The 18,577-nt window shown below is 68.3% G+C and carries 17 protein-coding genes; 5 read left to right on the forward strand and 12 right to left on the reverse strand.

Translation table 11 applies throughout. From position 1 onward, the window contains the following. Window positions 1-56 precede the first annotated feature (56 nt). Window positions 57-1,085: an alpha/beta hydrolase family protein gene (locus tag JOE46_RS22550; RefSeq protein ID WP_209928542.1), complete on the reverse strand. Its 1,029-nt coding sequence runs from the start codon at window positions 1,083-1,085 to the stop codon at window positions 57-59. 252 nt (window positions 1,086-1,337) lie between these two features. Between JOE46_RS22550 and lpdA the strand changes: the two genes are divergently transcribed. Further along, complete coding sequence (gene lpdA, locus JOE46_RS22555) at window positions 1,338-2,744, forward strand: dihydrolipoyl dehydrogenase (RefSeq protein ID WP_077040575.1); 1,407 nt, start codon at window positions 1,338-1,340, stop codon at window positions 2,742-2,744. A gap of 71 nt (window positions 2,745-2,815) precedes the next feature. Here lpdA and JOE46_RS22560 read toward each other — a convergent pair whose 3' ends face one another. Then, window positions 2,816-3,214 (reverse strand): helix-turn-helix domain-containing protein, encoded by a 399-nt coding sequence (locus tag JOE46_RS22560; RefSeq protein ID WP_077040576.1) that lies wholly within the window; start codon window positions 3,212-3,214, stop codon window positions 2,816-2,818. 135 nt (window positions 3,215-3,349) lie between these two features. Here JOE46_RS22560 and JOE46_RS22565 point away from each other — a divergent pair, with 135 nt between their 5' ends. Beyond that, the gene (locus tag JOE46_RS22565; RefSeq protein WP_209928544.1) at window positions 3,350-4,216 is read left to right on the forward strand and encodes an SDR family oxidoreductase; all 867 of its coding nucleotides are present in this window, start codon (window positions 3,350-3,352) and stop codon (window positions 4,214-4,216) included. 43 nt (window positions 4,217-4,259) lie between these two features. Here the strand turns inward: JOE46_RS22565 and JOE46_RS22570 are convergent, their stop codons facing one another. From JOE46_RS22570 to ramB, 10 genes are all read right to left on the reverse strand, one after another. Then, window positions 4,260-5,876: an MFS transporter gene (locus tag JOE46_RS22570; RefSeq protein WP_209928546.1), complete on the reverse strand. Its 1,617-nt coding sequence runs from the start codon at window positions 5,874-5,876 to the stop codon at window positions 4,260-4,262. A gap of 166 nt (window positions 5,877-6,042) precedes the next feature. Further along, window positions 6,043-6,582: a carboxymuconolactone decarboxylase family protein gene (locus tag JOE46_RS22575; protein WP_097210186.1), complete on the reverse strand. Its 540-nt coding sequence runs from the start codon at window positions 6,580-6,582 to the stop codon at window positions 6,043-6,045. Beyond that, window positions 6,579-7,460 carry an SDR family NAD(P)-dependent oxidoreductase gene (locus tag JOE46_RS22580; RefSeq protein ID WP_097210342.1) on the reverse strand — a complete coding sequence of 294 codons (882 nt, stop codon included), beginning with the start codon at window positions 7,458-7,460 and terminating at the stop codon, window positions 6,579-6,581. Before JOE46_RS22580 ends, JOE46_RS22575 begins: the two co-directional genes overlap by 4 nt. Before the next feature lie 161 nt (window positions 7,461-7,621). Then, window positions 7,622-8,332 carry a GntR family transcriptional regulator gene (locus JOE46_RS22585; RefSeq protein ID WP_097210187.1) on the reverse strand — a complete coding sequence of 237 codons (711 nt, stop codon included), beginning with the start codon at window positions 8,330-8,332 and terminating at the stop codon, window positions 7,622-7,624. 2 nt (window positions 8,333-8,334) lie between these two features. Beyond that, window positions 8,335-9,042 (reverse strand): urea ABC transporter ATP-binding subunit UrtE, encoded by a 708-nt coding sequence (gene urtE, locus JOE46_RS22590; RefSeq protein WP_097210188.1) that lies wholly within the window; start codon window positions 9,040-9,042, stop codon window positions 8,335-8,337. Further along, on the reverse strand, window positions 9,035-9,856 hold the full coding sequence (gene urtD / locus JOE46_RS22595) for an urea ABC transporter ATP-binding protein UrtD (RefSeq protein WP_209928548.1): 822 nt from the start codon (window positions 9,854-9,856) through the stop codon (window positions 9,035-9,037). Before urtD ends, urtE begins: the two co-directional genes overlap by 8 nt. Then, the gene (urtC, locus tag JOE46_RS22600) at window positions 9,853-10,953 is read right to left on the reverse strand and encodes an urea ABC transporter permease subunit UrtC (RefSeq protein WP_209928549.1); all 1,101 of its coding nucleotides are present in this window, start codon (window positions 10,951-10,953) and stop codon (window positions 9,853-9,855) included. Before urtC ends, urtD begins: the two co-directional genes overlap by 4 nt. Further along, a complete protein-coding gene (gene urtB, locus JOE46_RS22605; protein ID WP_097210191.1) occupies window positions 10,950-11,834 on the reverse strand; it encodes an urea ABC transporter permease subunit UrtB in 885 nt (294 codons plus the stop codon). The genes urtC and urtB overlap by 4 nt, the downstream gene beginning before the upstream one ends. A 48-nt stretch (window positions 11,835-11,882) precedes the next feature. Then, window positions 11,883-13,157 (reverse strand): urea ABC transporter substrate-binding protein, encoded by a 1,275-nt coding sequence (gene urtA, locus JOE46_RS22610; protein WP_209928550.1) that lies wholly within the window; start codon window positions 13,155-13,157, stop codon window positions 11,883-11,885. Window positions 13,158-13,488: 331 nt separating this feature from the next. Then, a complete protein-coding gene (ramB, locus tag JOE46_RS22615) occupies window positions 13,489-14,901 on the reverse strand; it encodes an acetate metabolism transcriptional regulator RamB (RefSeq protein WP_097210193.1) in 1,413 nt (470 codons plus the stop codon). A 114-nt stretch (window positions 14,902-15,015) separates the two neighbouring features. Here ramB and JOE46_RS22620 point away from each other — a divergent pair, with 114 nt between their 5' ends. The 3 genes from JOE46_RS22620 (at window position 15,016) to JOE46_RS22630 (ending at window position 18,551) form a co-directional block, all read left to right on the forward strand. Then, the gene (locus tag JOE46_RS22620; RefSeq protein ID WP_245221147.1) at window positions 15,016-15,693 is read left to right on the forward strand and encodes a hypothetical protein; all 678 of its coding nucleotides are present in this window, start codon (window positions 15,016-15,018) and stop codon (window positions 15,691-15,693) included. Window positions 15,694-16,133: 440 nt separating this feature from the next. Further along, entirely contained in the window at window positions 16,134-17,366 is a 1,233-nt protein-coding gene (locus JOE46_RS22625) for a cytochrome P450 (protein WP_097210194.1), read from the forward strand. Then, entirely contained in the window at window positions 17,367-18,551 is a 1,185-nt protein-coding gene (locus JOE46_RS22630; RefSeq protein ID WP_209928551.1) for an MFS transporter, read from the forward strand. Window positions 18,552-18,577: the final 26 nt, after the last annotated feature.

Here is an 18,577-nt window from a genome sequence, read left to right on the forward strand (position 1 = left end):
TGAAAAGGGCCCCGCACCACACGGTGCGGGGCCCTTTCTCGGTCAGGCGCGGGGCGTCACAGGCCGATGGACTCGGCGAGCATCTGCCACGACTCGTGCAGGTCGTCCTGCCAGTAACCCCAGGAGTGGGTGCCCGCGGGGCGGAAGTCGAAGGTCGCCGGGATGCCCAGCTGGCCCAGCCTGCCCTGGAGGTTGTGCGTGCACTGGTTGACCGCGGCCTCGATCATGCCGCCGACGATCACCTGGTTGGCCAGCGTGTCGACCCTGCCGTTGACGGCGGGGTTCGCCAGGTTGTCGTGGTCGCCGGGCAGGCCGCTCGACGAGGAGACGAATAGCTTGATGCCGCGCAGCTTCTCGGCGTTGACGACCGGGTCGTTCTCGGCCCAGCCCGGGCCGTCGTACGGGCCCCACATGTTGGTGGCCTCGGCGCCGCCGCGGGACTCGACGACCGTGCGGACGTAGAACTTGCCAGCGTCGGTGCTGGTCTCCGCGCAGCCGCTGAAGGCGCCGACGCTCTTGTACAGGTGCGGGGCCGCGATCGCGAGGTTGAGCACCGAGGTGCCCGCCATCGAGATGCCCGCGATCGAGTTGACGCCGGTGGTGTCGAAGGCGTCGTCGATGATCGGCGGCAGTTCCTTGGTCAGGAAGGTCTGCCACTTGTTGCGACCCAGCTTCGGGTCGTCCTTCTGCCAGTCGGTGTAGTAGCTGAAGGCACCGCCGATCGGGGTGACCACGTTGACGTTCTTGTCGGCGAAGAAGCTCATCACGTCGGTCTGCTTCTGCCAGGTGGCGCGGTCCTCGCCGCCGCCCGCGCCGTTGAGCAGGTACAGGCTCGGGCGGGGCGCGCTGGTGTCGGCGGGGGTGATCACCTCGACCGGGATCACCTGGTCCATCGCCGCCGAGTACACGTATGCGGTCACCTTGCGGTCGGAGTTCTTCTCGATCCGCTCGAGCTTCGATCCGGACTCCGACTGCGCGGTGGCCGGCGCCGCGGGTGCGAGGGCCGGGCTCACCAGCATCGGCAACACGGTGAGCGCGATCGCCGCCGCGACGAGGCGGCCGCGGCGGGATGTCTGAGGACGCATGCGAGAAACCTTCACTGTTGATTCGTCGGTTCACCGAACTCGGGCGTTACGCGATTCGGGTAAATCGGACGTCGTTCACCTGGCCACGTCGGACGGGGCCATCTCCTTTTTACCCGAGGGGTCAGGTCGCCAGCCACCGCGCCGAGTGAATTCGCAGGTAGGGCGGATCTCGGGGGGATTCCCGGCCTGCTACCGATGGGTAACCAGACCATGGCGGGACAGCGAATCGTCGCGGGTCTACCCTGGGCAATCGTGACCTCACACTATGACGTCGTTGTTCTCGGGGCCGGTCCCGGTGGGTACGTCGCTGCTATCCGCGCGGCACAACTCGGACTGAAAACCGCCATCATCGAAGAGAAGTACTGGGGCGGTGTCTGCCTGAACGTGGGCTGCATCCCCTCCAAGGCGCTGCTCCGCAACGCGGAACTCGCCCACATCTTCCACAACGAGGCCAAGACCTTTGGCATCTCGGGAGATGTGAGCTTCGACTTCGGGGCCGCCTTCACGCGGAGCCGCTCGGTCGCGGACGGCCGCGTCAAGGGCGTGCACTTCCTGATGAAGAAGAACAAGATCACCGAGTACGACGGTCGCGGCACCTTCACCGACGCCAAGACCATCTCGGTGGCCAAGTCCGACGGGACCACCGAGACCGTCACGTTCGACAACGTCATCATCGCGACCGGCACCACCACCCGGATGCTGCCCGGCACCGCCGTCAGCGCGAACGTGGTGACCTACGAGGAGCAGATCCTCACCAGCGAGCTGCCCGGCTCGATCCTCATCGTCGGCGCGGGCGCGATCGGCATGGAGTTCGCCTACGTCCTGCACAACTACGGCGTGAAGGTGACGATCGTCGAGTTTCTCGACCGCGCACTGCCGATGGAGGACGCGGACGTCTCCAAGGAGATCGCGAAGCGCTACAAGAAGTACGGCATCGAGATCAAGACCTCGACCGGCGTGCAGTCGGTCACCGACAACGGCGCGGCGGGCGTCACCGTCACCATGGCCAAGAACGGCAGCGACGAGGTCGAGACCGTCGTCGTGGACAAGGTGCTGCAGGCGATCGGCTTCGCGCCGAACGTCACCGGCTACGGCCTCGAGAGCACCGGTGTCGCGCTCACCGACCGCGGCGCCATCGCCATCGACGAGCGGATGCGCACCAACGTGCCCGGCATCTACGCCATCGGTGACGTCACCGCGAAGCTGCAGCTCGCCCACGTCGCCGAGGCGCAGGGTGTGGTCGCGGCCGAGACGATCGGCAACGCCGAGACCCTCGAGCTGGGCGACTACCGGATGATGCCGCGCGCCACGTTCTGCCAGCCGCAGGTGGCCAGCTTCGGTCTCACCGAGGAGCAGGCCAAGGCGGAGGGGTACGACATCAAGGTCGCGACCTTCCCGTTCACCGCCAACGGCAAGGCCCACGGCCTGGCCGACCCGAACGGCTTTGTCAAGCTCATCGCCGACACCAAGTACGGCGAGCTGCTCGGCGGCCACCTGATCGGCCCAGACGTGTCCGAGCTGCTGCCCGAGCTGACCCTCGCCCAGAAGTGGGACCTGACGGTCAACGAGCTCGCGCGCAACGTGCACACGCACCCGACGCTGAGCGAGGCCCTGCAGGAGGCCATCCACGGCCTCGCGGGACACATGATCAACTTCTGACCCAGCTCCGACCCAGAGGGGGCGTCCGGCCGTGTGCCGGACGCCCCCTCTGTCGTTTCGGCCGGAGCGGGTCAGCGGGCGTCGTAGTGCGCCTGCGCCTCGGTGATCGTCGGCATCCGGGTTTCGACCAGGTGGATCAGGCTGGTCAGCTGCGCCGCGACCTCGGCGCCGAGGTCGGTGAGGCTGTACTCGACCTTCGGGGGAATGGTCCCGAGGACCTCGCGGAGCACCAGGCCGTCCCGCTCGAGCGCCTGCAGCGTCTGGGAGAGCATCCGCTCGCTGACCCCGTCCACGCGTCGCCGCAACGCGCTGAAGCGGAACGGGCCCTCGGCCAGGGCCGCCAGGGCGAGCGTTCCCCACCGTCCGGTGATGTCCTGGAGAACCGGGCGCGAGGTGCAGCCACGGGCGAACACGTCGGATTCCAGGCTCGGGTCCGCGTCGGCAGGGCGCGGCAGGTCGGGGGCGGTCATGGACGCCAGATTACTACCCACCGATACCGCAGCGCTAACACTATCGGTTGCACTTACTGAAAATAAGTGCATGATGGACGCGGACGGTTTGTTTGAAGCGTCAACTCAACTGACTCGCGACACCCAGGAGTGCACATGACCATCGCCATCACCGGCGCCACCGGACACCTCGGCCGCCTCGTCGTCGAATCCCTGCTGGCGCGCGGAGCCGACGCGGGCGACCTGGTCGCCGTGGTCCGCGACCCGGGCAAGGCCGCCGACCTCGCCGCGAAGGGCGTGCAGGTGCGTGCGGCCGACTACACGGACCGGGCGGCTCTCGAGAGCGCGCTTGCCGGTGTCGACAAGCTGCTGCTGATCTCGAGCAGCGAGGTCGGTCAGCGGCTACCGCAGCACACCAACGTCATCGAGGCGGCCAAGACCGCGGGCGTGGCGTTCGTCGCCTACACCTCCGTGCTCGACGCCGCGAACAGCGCGCTGACCCTGGCGCAGGAGCATAAGGCCACCGAGGAGGTCCTCGCCGCCTCGGGTATCGAGCACGCCCTGCTCCGCAACGGCTGGTACTGGGAGAACTACACCACCGACCTCGCGGGCACGATCGAGCGCGGGGTGCTGGCCGGAGCCGCGGGCGACGGCCGGGTCGCGGCCGCCGCCAGGGCCGACTATGCCGAGGCCGCGGCCGTCGTGCTGCTCGCGGACGGCCAGGCAGGCAAGGTGTACGAGCTCGGCGGCGACGAGCGCCTGACCCTCGCCGAGCTGGCCGCGAAGATCTCCGACGCGGCCGGCAAGACCGTTGTCTACCAGGATCTCTCGGAGGACCAGTTCGGTGCCGTCCTCGAGAGCGCAGGCCTGCCCGCGGTCTACGCGGGGATGCTCGCGAACTCGGACGCAGGCATCAAGGCCGGGGCGTTGGACACCACCAGCGGCGACCTGCAGACGCTGATCGGCCGCTCGTCCACCCCGGTCGCCGAGGTGCTGAGGCGCTCCGCGCCCGTGCGCGGTTGACGAGTCCCTGCACTCGTCAACCGCGCACAGGCGGCGCAGCCGCCTAGTGCATCCCGACAGGCGCCTCGTCGGGCAGATCGCCCTTCTTCGCGCGGACCAGCACGACCACCAGCGGCGTGATCACCGCGATCAGCGCAGCTGCCCAGCCGAAGACCTGCGCGTAGCCGGAGACCTCCGCGGTGAACGCGTATTCCTTGAGCGAGCCGATGAACTCCTGCACCGAGGCCGGCAGCACCGCCAGTTCCTCCGCGGTCGGCGGCACGGCCGTGGCCAGGTCCGCCGGGATCGCGCTCGCGGGTACGCCCGCGGGCGCGGTCGGGGCGGCATTGGCGGCGCTCCACGCGGACTTCGCGGAGACGTAGATCGTGGTGAACAGCGCGGTGCCGAGCGCCCCGCCGATCTGGATGGTGGCGTTGGCCAGCGCGCTCGCCGCCCCGGCGTCGTGATCCTTGACGCCGATCAGCGACAGGTTCTGCATCGGCACCATCAGCAGGCCCAGGCCGAACCCGAAGGTCGCCAGCCCGGGGAAGACGTGAGTCCAGTACGAGGTCTCCACCCCGATCTGCGTCAGCAGCGTCAGCCCGATCGCCGCGATCAGCGGACCCGCGATCATCAGCGGCTTCGGCCCGATCTTGGTGCTCAGGTTGGCCGAGATGCCCGCGGCCATCACGATGAAGATCGCCATCGGCAGCGAGCCGAAGCCGGCGGCCACCGGGCTGAAGCCGAGCACGATCTGGAGGTAGAAGGTCAGGTACAGGGTGCCGCCGAGCAGCGCGGAACCCACCAGCATCGAGCCGATGAACGCGGCGCCGCGGTCGCGGTGCCACGGCACCGACAGCGGCAACAACGGGTTCTTCGAGCGCTTCTCGACCAGCACGAAGGCCGCAAGCGCGGCCAACCCGAGCCCGATGAACCCGACGGTCTGCGTGGAGGCCCAGCCGTGCTTCTCCGCCTGGGTGAAGCCGTAGACCAGGGAGCCGAGGCCGATCGCGATGAGCACGGTGCCGGGGATGTCGTAGCTGGTATCGCCGTGCGCCTTGGTCTCCCGGACGATCGGCGCGGTGACGGCGATCGCGAAGATCGCGACGGGGATGTTCACCAGCAGGCACCAGCGCCAGTCGACGTACTGGGTGAGGAAGCCGCCGAGCAGCAGGCCGATGGCGGCGCCGCCGCCGGAGATCGCGCCGAACACGGCGAAGGCCTTGGCACGTTCCTTCTCGCCGATGAAGGTGGTGGTGAGGATGGCCAGCGCGGCAGGGGCGAGCAGCGCCGCGAACACGCCCTGCAGGGCGCGGGCGGTGAACAGCTGCATTCCGTTCTGGGCGAAGCCGCCGATCGCGGACGCGATCGCGAAGCCGGCCATGCCGACCATGAACGAGCGCTTGCGCCCCCAGTAGTCGGCGACGCGGCCGCCGAGCAGCAGCAGCGCGCCGAACGCGAGCGCGTACGCCGTGACCACCCACTGGCGGTCGGAGTCGCTGATGCCCAGCTCGACCTGGGCGTCGGGCAGCGCGATCGAGACGATGGTGCCGTCGAGGACCACGGTGAGCTGCGCGAGCGCGACGATGCACAGCACCAGCCAGCGCCGTTCGTGGTTCGGGTTGTCGGTGATCGCGGATCCCGCGACGTCGTCGTCGAGGTCCCGTGTGCCAGTGGACATGCTGAATTCCCGCCGTCAGGAGGCACGGACTCGCGTCTCGGCCCAAGAGGCCGGACGCTACCGACGGCCGCAATCGACGGTCAATGAAAACGGCTGGTCGGGTTGTCATCGTCACATCGGGGCCGTCCGGGCTTGCCCTGGGCACGCGGGTGTGAACACTGCGGGACTACCGGCGGAAGGTGTCCCGGTCCAGGCGCAGCGTGCCGATCGTGGTGGCGAGCATGTCGTACTGGCCGACCAGCAGGAGGAACTCGATCATCCGGCGCTCGTCGAGATGCGCGGCCAGCGCCGACCAGTGCGCGTCGTCGAGGTCCTTCGTGGCGACCAGCGTGTCGACCGCCGCCAGCATCGCCCGCTGCCGATTGCTCCAGCCGGGTGCCTCCGGCCCGGCCAGCACCCGGTCGAGCAGCTCGGGGGTCACCCCGGCCCGCGTGCCCAGCCGGATGTGGTGGTCCATCTCGTAGTCGCAGCCGCGCAGGTGCGCGACGCGCAAGATGATCAGCTCGGTCTCGTGCCGGGAGATCCGGCCGCCCGGCATCAGTCCCGCGCCGAAGTGCAGCCAGCCCCGGAAGGTGCCCTTGGTGCGGCCGAGCGTGCTGAACAGCTGCGCGTCAGGGGTGCCCGAGACCGTCGACAGCACCCGCCACACCACCCAGTTGATCGGCCCGAGCTGGCGCAGCCGGCCCGGGGTGATCCGCGCGCTCACCGGGCGCTGTCCGAGAGACGGAGCGGCAGCTCGGGTTGCGCGGTGGTGTACCTGGTGTGCTCGGTCCGCGCGATGGCCAGCGCCTGCGCCATGTGCGGCTGCGGCCGGAGCTCGACGATCCGCTGCGCCGCCATCCGGCAGTGCAGCAGCCCGCCGACCCAGCCCGGCGCGTAGATCCGCTTGCGGCGCCGGGCAATTCCCTTCTCGAAGGCGGTGATCGCGACCTCGAGCGGAGACATCGCGGTGAACATGCCCGACCACTTGATCTTGTCCGCGGCGGCCGTGTCGAAGCCGATCGAGATCATGTCGGTGTCGATCTCACCCAGATATCCGACGCCGACGCGGGTACCGAGGTGGCGCATCTCCACCCGCAGAGTGTTGCCGAGCGCCTCCGCCGCGGCCGCCGTCGCGCTGTACGCCCCGAGCAGGGGGAGCTGTGCCCCGACGGCCCCGGAGGTGATGATCAGCGCGTACCCGTCGCGGTGTCCGATGTGCTCGCCCGCCGCGCGCAGGGTGTAGTAGGTGCCCATCAGGTTGACGTCGACGATGCGCTGCATGACGGCCGGGTCGCCGCCGAGCATCGGCAGCTGCGCCCCCACACCGGCGTTGGCGATCACCACGTCGAGCCCGCCCAGTTCGTCGACGATCCCGGCGACGGCCGCGTCGACCTGGGTGTGGTCGCGCACGTCGCAGTAGCGCCACGGCGCGTTCCCGCATGCCGTCGCCACCTGCTCGAGCAGTTCACGCTCGAGTCCCAGCAGGCCGACCTTCGCGCCGTGGGCGTGCAGCCGCTTGGCGAGGGCGGCCCCGATGCTCCTTGCCGCGCCGGTGATCAGGACGCGGCGCCCAGCCAGCCCCTCCTCGAGACTTCTTGCCATCGCGTTCCACACCCTCTGTGTCCTTACTCAACGGTAGTAAAACGCTACACCGGACGTCCCCGCGAGCGGCGGACATTCGCGGTCCGGCCGGTCCCGCCGAGTGTGCAGGTGTCGGGGCATCGCCCGGGAGCGGGCGACCGTAGGTGCACGCTCGCGGGCGGCTACTCGCGGATCGCGCGGGCCATCGCGGAGCTGGCCACCGCCTGGCCGGTGCGCTCGACGACCAGGTCCCTGGACCGGATCAGGTGCAGGTGCAGCTCCCCGGCCGCGGGCCCCAGGTCCCCGGCGAGCAGGCCGCGCACGATCTTCAGGTGCGAGTCGATGGTGGCGCGGACGCGTTCGGGGGTCCATGGGTCCAGCCGGCGCACCGGGCGCAGTTTGCTGTGCACCGAGTCGAGCGCCTCGCTCAGTGCCGGATTGCCCGAGGCCCGCAGCAGCGCGGTGTGGAAGGCCTCGTCGCTCGCGATGAAGTCCGGGCCCGACGCCGGTGGTTCCGCCCGCATCCGGATCCAGCGCTCGAGCTCGGCGCGCAGGATGTCCTGCGCGTGTTCGAGCCTGCGGTCCTCGATGACCCGGTCGATGCCCCTCAGCTCGACGGTCATCCGGAGCTCGTACAGCCCGTGCAGGTCCTCGAACCTCGGCCGGTACGGGAACAGCCCGCCGTCCTCGCGGGCGACGAGCTCCTCCGACAGCAACCTGGCCAGCGCCTCCCGCACGGGGGTGCGGGAGACGCCGTACAGCTCGGCGAGGCGCTCCTCGCCCAGGCGGTCGAGCGGGCTGAACCGCCCACAGACCAGGTCATCGCGGAGCGCCCGGTACACCTGCTCTCCCAGGTGTGAATGTTCCTGACGCGCCCGCGATCTCGCGGCCATGGTCAGATGGCCATCGCCGCGCGGACTGCGGACTCCGCGCCTGGCGAACGGACGCCGCGGCCGCCCTCGCCGGTCGAGGTGATCCGTCCGGATTCGAGCACGTAGTAGCTCTGCGCCGCCTGCAGGGCGAAGCCGATGTGCTGTTCCACCAGCAGCACACCGAGACCGCCACGGCCGGTGAGCTCGACGATGGTGCTCTCGATCTCGGCGACCACGGACGGCTGGATGCCCTCGGTCGGTTCGTCCAGGATGAGCATCCGGGGCTCGGTGATCAGGGCGCGGGCGATCGCGAGCTGCTGGCGCTGGCCGCCGGAGAGCAGCCCGGCCCGCCGCGTGAGCAGGCCCTTGAGGGCGGGAAACAGGTCGAGTGATTCGTCGATCAGCGCCCGTCCCCGCTTGCGACCGTCGGCCACGACCTGCAGGTTCTCCGCGGTGGTGAGCTGCCCGAAGGACTGCTGTCCCTGCGGGACATAGGCCAGGCCTCGGGCCACCCTTGCGCTGGGGCGCAGCTTGCTGACGTCCTCGCCGTCGAACAGCACCTGGCCCGAGTTGATCTTCAGCAGCCCGACCGCGGACCGGAGCAGGGTGGTCTTGCCTGCCCCGTTGTGTCCCATCACCGCGGCCACCCCGTCGGCCGGCACCTCGACGGTCACGCCGTGGATGACCTCGGTGCGCCCGTAGCCGGCGCGAACGTCCCTCAGCTCAAGCATTCTCGGTCTCCTTCGTGGCGGTGGGCTCGGGCTCGGCGGCGGAGGCGGTGCCGAGGTAGACCTGCTGCACCTTCGGGTCGGCCTGGACCTCCTCCACCGTGCCCTCGGCGAGGACCTTGCCCGCGTGCAGCGCGGTGACGGAGGTGGCGAACGCGCGCATGAAGTCCATGTCGTGCTCGACGACGACAACCGTTCGCTCACCGCCGATGCGCCGCAGCAGGTTTCCGGTCTCCTCGCGTTCGTCGTGACTCATACCCGCGACGGGTTCGTCGAGCAGCAGCACGTCGGCGTTCTGCACCAGCAGCATGCCGATCTCGAGCCACTGCTTCTGCCCGTGCGCGAGGATGCCCGCAGGCTTGTCGCGCAGGTGGCCGAGGCCGGTGATCTCGAGCGCCTCCTCGATCTGCGGGCTGACGGAGCCGCGGCGACGGAGCAGGGTCAGCGCGGAGCGACCCGCGCCCGCTGCGATGTCAAGGTTCTGCAGGACGCTGAGCTGCTCGAAAACGCTTGCGGTCTGGAAGGTTCGGCCGACGCCGAGCCGGGCGATCTTGTGCACCTTCTTGCCGATCAGTTCCACGCCCGACTTGGCGACCGAGCCGGTCGCGGGCACCAGGCCGGTGATCGCGTCGACCAGGGTGGTCTTGCCCGCGCCGTTGGGGCCGATGAGGAAGCGCAGGTCGCCCTGCATCAGGGTCAGGTCCACCCCGTCGACGGCGGTGAACCCGTCGAACGTCACCCGCAGGTCCCGGACCTCGAGGTACTGGCTGGACATTCCGGCGTTGCCGCCGAACACGGGAGCTGTCGCGTTGGTCATCGGGCCACCTCGAGTTCGGGAAGGGCATCGGGGGTCTCGTCACGGGGGGCGTCGGCGCGCGGCTTTCGGCGCCGGATCAGCTCGATCAGTCCGGCGACGCCCGCGGGGAAGAAGCCGACCACCACGATGAACAGCAAGCCCTGGGCGTAGATCCAGCCGGAGGGGAAGTTCTCGGACAGGGTGGACTGCGCCCATGCGACGCCGATGGCGCCGAGCACCGGACCGAGCAGGGTGGCGCGGCCGCCGATCGCGACGCCGATGAGGAACGCGATCGAGGGGACGATACCGACGTCGGCGGGGGAGATGATGCCGACGATGGGGACGAACAGGGCCCCGGCGATGCCGGCGAAGAAGGCCGCGACCACGTACGCGACGACCTTGATGTTCGCCGGGTCGTAGCCGAGGAACCGGACCCGCTCCTCCTGGTCCCGGACCGCGACCAGCAGTTCGCCGTAGCGGCTGTACATCAGCTGCCGGGTCAGCGCGACGACCAGGAGCAGCACACCGGCGGCGATGAAGAACAACATCCGCTTGTTCGTGGGGTCGTTGAGGTTGAAGCCGAAGAAGGTACGGAACCTGTTGAGCCCGTTGCTGCCTCCGATGGTTTGCTGGCCGACCAGCAGGATCGCGAAGGCGGCTGCGAGCGCCTGCGACAGGATGGCGAAGTAGGCGCCCTTGACCCGGCGCTTGAACACGCCGAGGCCGAGCACGAAGGCGACCAGTGCGGGCACCACGAGGATCGCGAGGATGGTGACGAACGGCGAGGTGAACGGCGTCCAGTAGCCGGGCAGCTCGCTGATGCCGGCGATCTGCATGAAGTCGGGCACGTCGTTGCCCTTGAGCTCGGCGTCCGCGATCTTGAGGTGCATGGCCATCATGTAGGCGCCGAGTCCGAAGAAGACGCCCTGGCCGAGGGTGAGCATTCCGCCTCGGCCCCAGGCCAATCCGATCCCGACGGCGACGATGGCGAAGCAGAGGAACTTGCCGAGCAGGTTCAGCCGGAAGTCGCTGAGCACAGCCGGAGCGAGGCCGAACAGCACCAGAGCGGCGAGACCGAATCCGGCGAGCGGCCGCCAGCGGGTGAGCATGCCGGTCATACGAGACTCCTTGTCTTCACGGCGAACAGGCCCTGCGGGCGCACCTGGAGGAAGACGACGATGATCACGAACAGGATGACCTTCGCGATCGAGGCGGTCGTCGAGTACTCGATGTAGGAGTTGAGGATGCCGAGGGCGAACGCCGCGATCACCGCGCCCTTGATCTGTCCGAGGCCGCCGACCACCACGACCAGGAACGCGTCGATGAGGTAGTACTGGCCGACCGTGGAGCTGGTCGAGCCGATCAGGGTCAACGCCACACCCGCGACGCCCGCCAGGCCCGAGCCGATGAAGAAGGTGGTGATGTCGGTTCTGCGGCTGGAGATTCCGCTCGTCTCGGCGAGGTCGCGGTTCTGTACGACGGCCCGGATCCGGCGCCCCATCGGGGTGGTCTTGAGTGCGACGGAGAGCACCGCGACGCAGACGACGGCGAGCACCAGGATGAAGATGCGGGTCTTCGGGACGACGGCGCCGAGGATGTCGACACCGCCGGAGAGCCACTCCGGGGCGACCACGTTGACGGCGGGTGCCCCGAAGATGTCGCGGGCGAGCTGCTGCAGGATCAAGCCAACGCCGAACGTCACCAGCAGGGTGTCGAGCGGGCGGTGGTACATCCGCTGCACGAGGGTCACCTCGAGCAGCACCCCCATGGCCCCTCCGACGAAGAAACCGACGAGCAGAGAGATCAGCAGGGACGACCCTGCCGTCGAGAACACCTGTTGCACAACGTAGGCGGTGTACGACCCGGCCATGATGAATTCACCGTGGGCCATGTTGATGACGCCCATCTGGCCAAAGGTCAGTGACAGTCCCAGCGCTGCCAGCAGCAGGATCGACCCGATACTCAGGCCGGTGAACAACTGTCCGATCACGACATCCATGTCGAATGCCCGTCCTCTCTACTCTCTGTCGTCGGCTGCTCGGGTCGGCTACTTGCTGGCCAGGCTCTCGGCCCAGGAGTAGCTGGTCAGGTACGGGTCGGGGGCGATCGGGCTGCCCGAGTCCCAGACGGTGTAGATGAGGCCGTCGGGCCGGATCTCTCCGATGCGGGCGGTCTTGGTGATGTGGTGGTTGTCGCCGTCGATCGTCACGAGTCCCTCGGGAGCGTTGAAAGTGACTCCGTCAGCGGCGTTCTGGATGTCCTCGACGGCGAAGGAGTTGGCCTTCTCCACCGTGTTCTTCCACAGGTAGACGGAGGTGTAGGCCGCCTCCATCGGATCCGAGGTGGGCTTGGTGGCGCCGTACTTGGCCTTGTAGGCGTCGACGAACTTCTTGTTCTCCGGGCTGTCGATGGTCTGGTAGTAGTTCCACGCGGTGAGCTGGCCCGCGATGTTCTGCGCGCCGATGCCGGCCACCTCCTCCTCGGCGATGGAGACCGAGACCACGGGCATGTCGGCGGCCTTGAGGCCGGCGTTGGTGTACTCGCGGAAAAAGGCGACGTTGGAGTCGCCGTTGAGCGTGTTGAACACGGCGTCGGCGTCCGCGGACCGGACCTTGTTGACGATGGTGGAGAAGTCGGTGGAGCCGAGCGGCGTGTAGTCCTCGCCCTTGATCTCGATGCCGTTGGCGGCGGCGTAGGCCTTGATCTCGCGGTTCGCGGTCTGCGGGAACACGTAGTCGCTACCGACCAGGTAGAGCGACTTCACGCCCTTTTCCTTCAGGTAGTCCAGGGCCGGGATGATCTGCTGGTTGGTGGTGGCGCCGGTGTAGAAGATGTTCTTGGAGTCCTCGAGGCCCTCGTACTGGACGGGGTAGTAGAGGAGCGAGTTCTTGTCCTCGAACACGGGCAGCATGGCCTTACGGCTCGAGGAGGTCCAGCCGCCGAAAACCGCTGCGACACAGTCACTGCTGATCAGCTTCTCGGCCTTCTCCGCGAAGACCGTCGGCTCGGAGGCGCCGTCCTCGGCGACGATCTCGATCTTCTTGCCCAGCACGCCACCGGAGTTGTTGATCTCCTCGACGGCGAGTGCGATGGAGTCACGGACGGTGACCTCCGAGATCGCCATGGTGCCGGACAGCGAGTTCAGCGAGCCCACCTTGATGGTGTCGCCGGAGGTGTTCACACAGGATTCGGTGGTGCCGGACGCGGCGGTCTCGTCGCCCGCCTTGCTGCCGCACGCGCTGAGCACCAGGCCGACCGCGGCCAGGGCCGCCGGGGCAACGAGGGCGCGCTTGGAGATCGTGGTCCTACGAGAAACGGACATGTACTGCCTTTCCTTCGTCGGGGAGGCGGCCGCCGGACAGCGCGCGCCGCACACCGAACACGCCCTGTATCCGCGATGCGTATACAGGGCTGTATTCGTGTGAGCGCAGACGATATGGGCGCGTTGTTGCGCCTGAATGTCACTGCGTGACTTGTTTGTGTCCCGGATTACCGGCAGGTGAACAGGTCTGCCCGAGCAGCGGTTTCGCCGGCTCGGGCCGTCACCGAGTGTGCAGTTTCCGGGGCATCGGCCGAGTGCGGCGTCGATAACTGCACACTCGGCGGGCGGCGGCGGTGAGGGGAGGCAGTCGAGATGGTGGGCTGGCCGGGAGTCAGCGGATGAGGTACGGCGACACCGAGCTGCGGTGCTCGTTGATGTCGAGTTCCTTGCCGAGCGGGGGGAAGGCGCGCTGCGGGCAGTTCATTCGCTCGCACACCCGGCAGCCGGCGCCGATCGGGGTGGCAGCCGCCTGGTTGTCCAGGTCGAGGCCATCCGCGTAGACGGTGCGGTGCGCGTGCCGGAGCTCGCAGCCGAGGCCGATGGCAAAGGTCTTGCCCGGCTGGCCGTATCGGGCCGCTCTGCGCTCGACGGTCCGCGCCACCCACAGGTAGCTGCGGCCGTCCGGCATCTGCGCGATCTGGGTCATGATCTTGCCGGGGTACCCGAACGTCTCGTACACGTTCCACAGGGGGCAGGTGCCGCCGCTGGAGGAGAAATGGAAGCCGGTGGCGGACTGCCGCTTCGACATGTTGCCCGCCCGGTCGACCCGGACGAAGGAGAACGGCACGCCGCGGAGCTTCGGGCGCTGCAGGGTGGAGAGCCGGTGGCAGATGGTCTCGTAGCTCTGGGAGAAGAAGGCGGACAACCGCTCGATGTCGTAGCGGAATTCCTCGGCGATGTCGTGGAACTGGGTGTACGGCAGCACGGTTGCCGCGGCGAAGTAGTTGGCCAGCCCGAGGATGGCGAGCGATCGGGACGACTCCGAGGTGAAGTTCCCCTCGTCGACCATCTTGTTCAGCAGATCCCCGCACTCGAGGTAGGCCAGCTCGGCGGCGAACTTGAACACCTTCTGCCCGCCGGACAGGTGCGGGGAGATCTCCAGCACGCGGGACTCGGGGTCGTAGCGGTGCAGCACACCCTCGCCGAGGTCGATGCGCTGCACGATCTGCACGTCGTGGACGTTCTCGAGCCGCCTGGCGATCTCACCTGCGACGTCGCCGCGGTGGAAACGCATCCGGGAGGTGAGCTCCTCTGCGGCGGTGTCCAGCTCGTGCAGGTAGTTCTGCCGTTGATAGAAGTAGTCCCGCACCTCCTCGTGCGGCATCGTGATCGACCCGCTACCGCTGCCGTCGCTGTACCGGTCCTCGGTTGCCGCGGCCAGCTGCGCGGTGGTGTTGCGGTAGCGACGGTGCATGTTCACGATGGCCTTGGCCAGGCTCGGGTGCGCGGACACCATCTCCGCGATCTCCTGTGCATCCGAGTCGATACCCATCTCCTGGTCGAGCGCGACCTCCCGCAGCTCGGCGATCAGCCGGGTGTCGTCCTGCGAGGAGAAGAAGGTGGTGTCCACCCCGAAGACCTCGGTGATCCGCAGCAGCACGGGCACGGTGAGCGGCCGCACGTCGTGCTCGATCTGGTTGAGGTAGCTCGCCGAGATCTCCAGCGTCTGGGCCAGGGCGGCCTGGCTCATGGCCCGCTCGGTGCGTAGCTGACGCAGTCGCGCGCCGACATAGGTCTTCGCCATTTCTCCAGGTTACGAGGGGTGTCGGGGGTTGGCAACAATGGGTTCGCAGGATTAGCTCCGCGCGAGGGGGCACGCCGGGCAGGAGGCGACGCGGCGCGCTGGGACACTGGGCCGATGACGAACGATCAGCCCGCAGGCCTCGAGGTCGGGGCGGGCCTGGCCACCGCGATGCTCAGCCCCGTCTCGGGCGGGCTGCTGCGCACGTGGACCGAGGAGGGGACCAGGCTGTGGAGCGTCGACGACCCGGACGGGCTCAGTGACCTGCTGGGGCGCGGGCTCATCGCTCGTACCTCCGTGCCGGACGACCGCTTCCGTGAGACGGTGCTCCTCGACGCCGCGGCGGGCACCCTGCTGGTGCAGGACGGGTCCCCAGGATCCGAGGAGGACGCTCAGACCCGGGCGTTCCGGCTGGGCGACCCCGTCCGCCCCGAGAGCAACCCCTGGACCGACCTCGATCAGTTCCTGGCCGCCGCCGCGGCGTCCGCCGTCGAGCGCGGCGAGTACTGGGTGGTGGAACTCGGCGGCTGGGATGCGCCGCCCGAGCCGTACTGCTTCTTCGGGATCGTCGACGACGAGGGGGAGCGGGTGGCGGTGATCGAGACGGCGCCGGTGCCGCGGGACACCGGGGTCTGGCCGGAGGTGCCTGACGACGGCAGGCCGGGAACGTCGGTGTCCTCGCCCACCTCCGAGGACACCATCGAGGCCGCGGGGATCTTCGCGGTGACCGCCATCGAGTCCTGGGGCGTCGCGCCGTGGGACGTGGCGTTGACCTTCGGGCACAGGGCGCCGTAGTCCGCCCCTCCGCTCGGCGACCACTCGGTCGCACCCACGCCCGCTTTCCCTGACCCTCCCGCCCGGACGCCGATGCCGCGCGGGCTCGTTGCCGTGCGCGGATTCCGTTCTCTACCTTCAGAACTCGCGGTGAAGCGCCGACCATTCTCGCGTAGTTCACCGAACGACCCCTCGAGGCGCCCGAACTAGCCCGGTGATGGGTGGGTAGATCCGACACCTTGGGTGTCTTCTGGTCCCCGCGCCGATGGCTCAATCTTGTTCATGTCACTTCGAGAACGGAAAGGAGGTAAGGAAATGCGTCGAATCAAGTTCACCGTCGCCGCTCTCGTCGGCTTTGTGCCGCGAAAAGCGCCGGGCATGTACGAATGGTCCTGACAATGGTCAACAGTGCGGGCGGTCGAATTCGATTTGACCGCCCGCACTTTCATTAGGAGATGTAAATGGCACGGCCACCAATCCTCGGTACATCGCGAGCCGGGCTGGCGGAGACGTACGATCGCGGGCGGCTGGCCTTTCTGCTCGACGCCGCGGCGCTCGGTCCGATAGTCGAACTCTGGCCGGGAACTTTCCTCGTGTCGGGTCATCGTGAGGTACACGACGTACTCGTCGGGTCGAATCGCAAGTTCTTGTCGACCCAGAATTTTCTCAGAAGCAAGGTGTCGGGCGACCTCGGATCCGAATCGGTGCAGCGGTGGATGAAGTCACGCAAGGCGGCCTCCGCGGCGTTGGCATCGCGCCAGCGTCTCGAGGACCACCAGGTCGAACTCGCACATGACACAAACGCGATCGTCGGGAGTTGGTTGGGCAGGGCGGTCGGCGATCGAGAGCTGATCGACACCTTGCAGATCCTCACGTCCACGTCTATCACCCGGTACTGCTTTGGAACTCGAAACGCTGACGAGATTCCTGCTCTCGCACAAGAACTTCTCGACGCGCTCTTCCCGATCACGGCGAGTCCCTTCGTCCTCCCCCGATGGTTGCGCTGGCGGCCGTCCGATCTGCGGGTCCGCAGGGCGTTGCGCACTCTCGAATCGGCGGTGGCGAAACTGGCGCTGGCGCCCGGATCGGACGGATTGTGTGATGACCTGAGACAGGCAGACCTCCCGCTCAAAGATGTTGTGCAGATGATTATTTCGACACTCCTTGCTGCGCACGGCGTGCCGGCGTCGGCCATCCTGTGGGGGATGGTCGAGCTCGGGGCGCGGAGCGCCCTCCAGGAGCAGCTGCGGGGTGAGGGCGGCGCAGGCGCGCTCACGCGCGTGGTGTCGGAGACGCTCCGCCTGTGGCCGCCCTCGTGGATGTTGGGCCGTGACGCGGCCGAGGACATCCCTTTCGGGGACTGGGAAATGAAGGCGGGAAGCGTGGTGATGGTGTCCAGCTGGGTCACCCACCGGGTATCGCCCACCTTCGCGTCGACCGGTGGCGACTTCAGGCCCGAGCGGTGGATCGACGCCGCGCCGGAGCGCGGCGAGTTCATACCATTCGGCGGTGGGCCGCGATGGTGTGTTGGCGCGAAGTTCGCGGAGCGGGAGATGTCGACCGTGTTGGGTGAGATCGTCCGAAATTCCACGATGCGAATTCAGCTGTCGGGCGCCGAACTGAAGGTGAACGAGCGCAGAACCCTCACCCCCGAAGGATTCTCGATGAGGTTTTACCTCCCGGAAGGCACGTGAATGCGCGGACAACTCCGGTCCAGGCTGGGGTTCGCTTTCCTTCTCGCCGGCCCCGTCGCAGATTCCGCCATCGTGGTGACAACGGCGGCGCTGGTCGTTTCGGCCGGGGGAGATGCGGCGCTCCTTGCGTTGGCGTTCGGCGCTCGATGCGTCGGAATCCTAGGAGCGGGGATCATTGCAGGCACGTTGGCGGACAGGCTCGACAAACGGGCGATCATTCTTTCGACCTATGCCGGTCGTTGCGCGCTGATTGCCGTACTTCCCGCGCTCGCAGGCGGGCTGCACATTCTGCTCGTGATGATCGCGCTGGGCGTGTGTAGCGGGCTGTCGCAGCCTGCCGCGGCAACCGCGGTCTATCTTTCGGTTCCACGCGACGATCGGGCCGGTCAGCTGGCGACCTGGCATTCGCTGAGCCTCACCGTGCAGGTGGTGTCGCCCGCGGCCGCGGCTCTGCTCATCTCGGCCACCGGACCCACCGTGTCGGCATTTCTTCTTGTCGCGGCCGTTGCGGTGGGTGCCACTGCCGCAGGTGCGCTCGCTCCGAGTCCGACGCGAACCGACGCCCCCGCGGGGCTGGTCCAGGACACGCGCGCGGGTTTCCGATTCATCAGGGACAGCCAGTGGCTGCGGACCGTGATCCTGGTGTCGGCGGCACAAACAGCGCTCCCGGTCCCGGCCTGGCTCCTGATCGTGAACGCGGGGTCGGGCGATCGATGGTTCGCGGGCGCCCAGGGTTATCTCATGGCCCTGTTCGCGCTCGGCGGCATCGTCGCAACGAGGCTGCTGGGACGGCGGATTCCCTCTCGCGCAGCGCAGTCGGCGTTGCTGGCGCAGGGGGCGATCTGCATCGGCCTGGTGGCGCTGAGCCTCTTTCCGCCGTTTGCGGTCATGGCAGGGGTGGCGCTCCTCGTCGGCGCCGCGATTCGATTGGGCAGCGTCTGGGCGGATGTCCTCGTGGCGACCCAGGTGCCCGAAGCGATGCTCGGACGCGTCGCCGGACTGGGTGCGACCCTCGCCAATGTATGCATGCCGATCGGTTTCATGGTCGCAGGCGCGCTGCAGGCGCCGCTCGGCCCGGCGGTGACCGCGGGGCTCGCGGCCGCGGCGAGTGCGGCCATCACGGCCGTCGGTGTCATGCGGGTTTCGGCGCCCGCGCAGGCTCTGCTGGTACGGAGCACGGTCTGACGTCAGGCGGTGTCCGCGATCGGGGG

The organism is Rhodococcus sp. PvR099, assembly GCF_017833315.1.
In the GTDB taxonomy this organism is placed as follows: domain Bacteria; phylum Actinomycetota; class Actinomycetes; order Mycobacteriales; family Mycobacteriaceae; genus Rhodococcus_G; species Rhodococcus_G oryzae.

Excerpts from the sequence above, each read along its gene's own strand:
- urtC (WP_209928549.1), bottom strand. The coding sequence starts at position 10,953 with ATGACCGGCATGCTCACCCGCTGGCGGCCGCTCGCCGGATTCGGTCTC.
- JOE46_RS22570 (WP_209928546.1), bottom strand. The coding sequence starts at position 5,876 with ATGTCCACTGGCACACGGGACCTCGACGACGACGTCGCGGGATCCGCG.
- JOE46_RS22565 (WP_209928544.1), top strand. The coding sequence starts at position 3,350 with ATGACCATCGCCATCACCGGCGCCACCGGACACCTCGGCCGCCTCGTC.
- ramB (WP_097210193.1), bottom strand. The coding sequence starts at position 14,901 with ATGGCGAAGACCTATGTCGGCGCGCGACTGCGTCAGCTACGCACCGAG.
- urtA (WP_209928550.1), bottom strand. The coding sequence starts at position 13,157 with ATGTCCGTTTCTCGTAGGACCACGATCTCCAAGCGCGCCCTCGTTGCC.
- urtB (WP_097210191.1), bottom strand. The coding sequence starts at position 11,834 with ATGGATGTCGTGATCGGACAGTTGTTCACCGGCCTGAGTATCGGGTCG.
- urtE (WP_097210188.1), bottom strand. The coding sequence starts at position 9,042 with ATGCTTGAGCTGAGGGACGTTCGCGCCGGCTACGGGCGCACCGAGGTC.
- JOE46_RS22625 (WP_097210194.1), top strand. The coding sequence starts at position 16,134 with ATGGCACGGCCACCAATCCTCGGTACATCGCGAGCCGGGCTGGCGGAG.
- JOE46_RS22550 (WP_209928542.1), bottom strand. The coding sequence starts at position 1,085 with ATGCGTCCTCAGACATCCCGCCGCGGCCGCCTCGTCGCGGCGGCGATC.
- JOE46_RS22580 (WP_097210342.1), bottom strand. The coding sequence starts at position 7,460 with ATGGCAAGAAGTCTCGAGGAGGGGCTGGCTGGGCGCCGCGTCCTGATC.
- JOE46_RS22630 (WP_209928551.1), top strand. The coding sequence starts at position 17,367 with ATGCGCGGACAACTCCGGTCCAGGCTGGGGTTCGCTTTCCTTCTCGCC.
- JOE46_RS22585 (WP_097210187.1), bottom strand. The coding sequence starts at position 8,332 with ATGGCCGCGAGATCGCGGGCGCGTCAGGAACATTCACACCTGGGAGAG.
- JOE46_RS22560 (WP_077040576.1), bottom strand. The coding sequence starts at position 3,214 with ATGACCGCCCCCGACCTGCCGCGCCCTGCCGACGCGGACCCGAGCCTG.
- urtD (WP_209928548.1), bottom strand. The coding sequence starts at position 9,856 with ATGACCAACGCGACAGCTCCCGTGTTCGGCGGCAACGCCGGAATGTCC.
- JOE46_RS22620 (WP_245221147.1), top strand. The coding sequence starts at position 15,016 with ATGACGAACGATCAGCCCGCAGGCCTCGAGGTCGGGGCGGGCCTGGCC.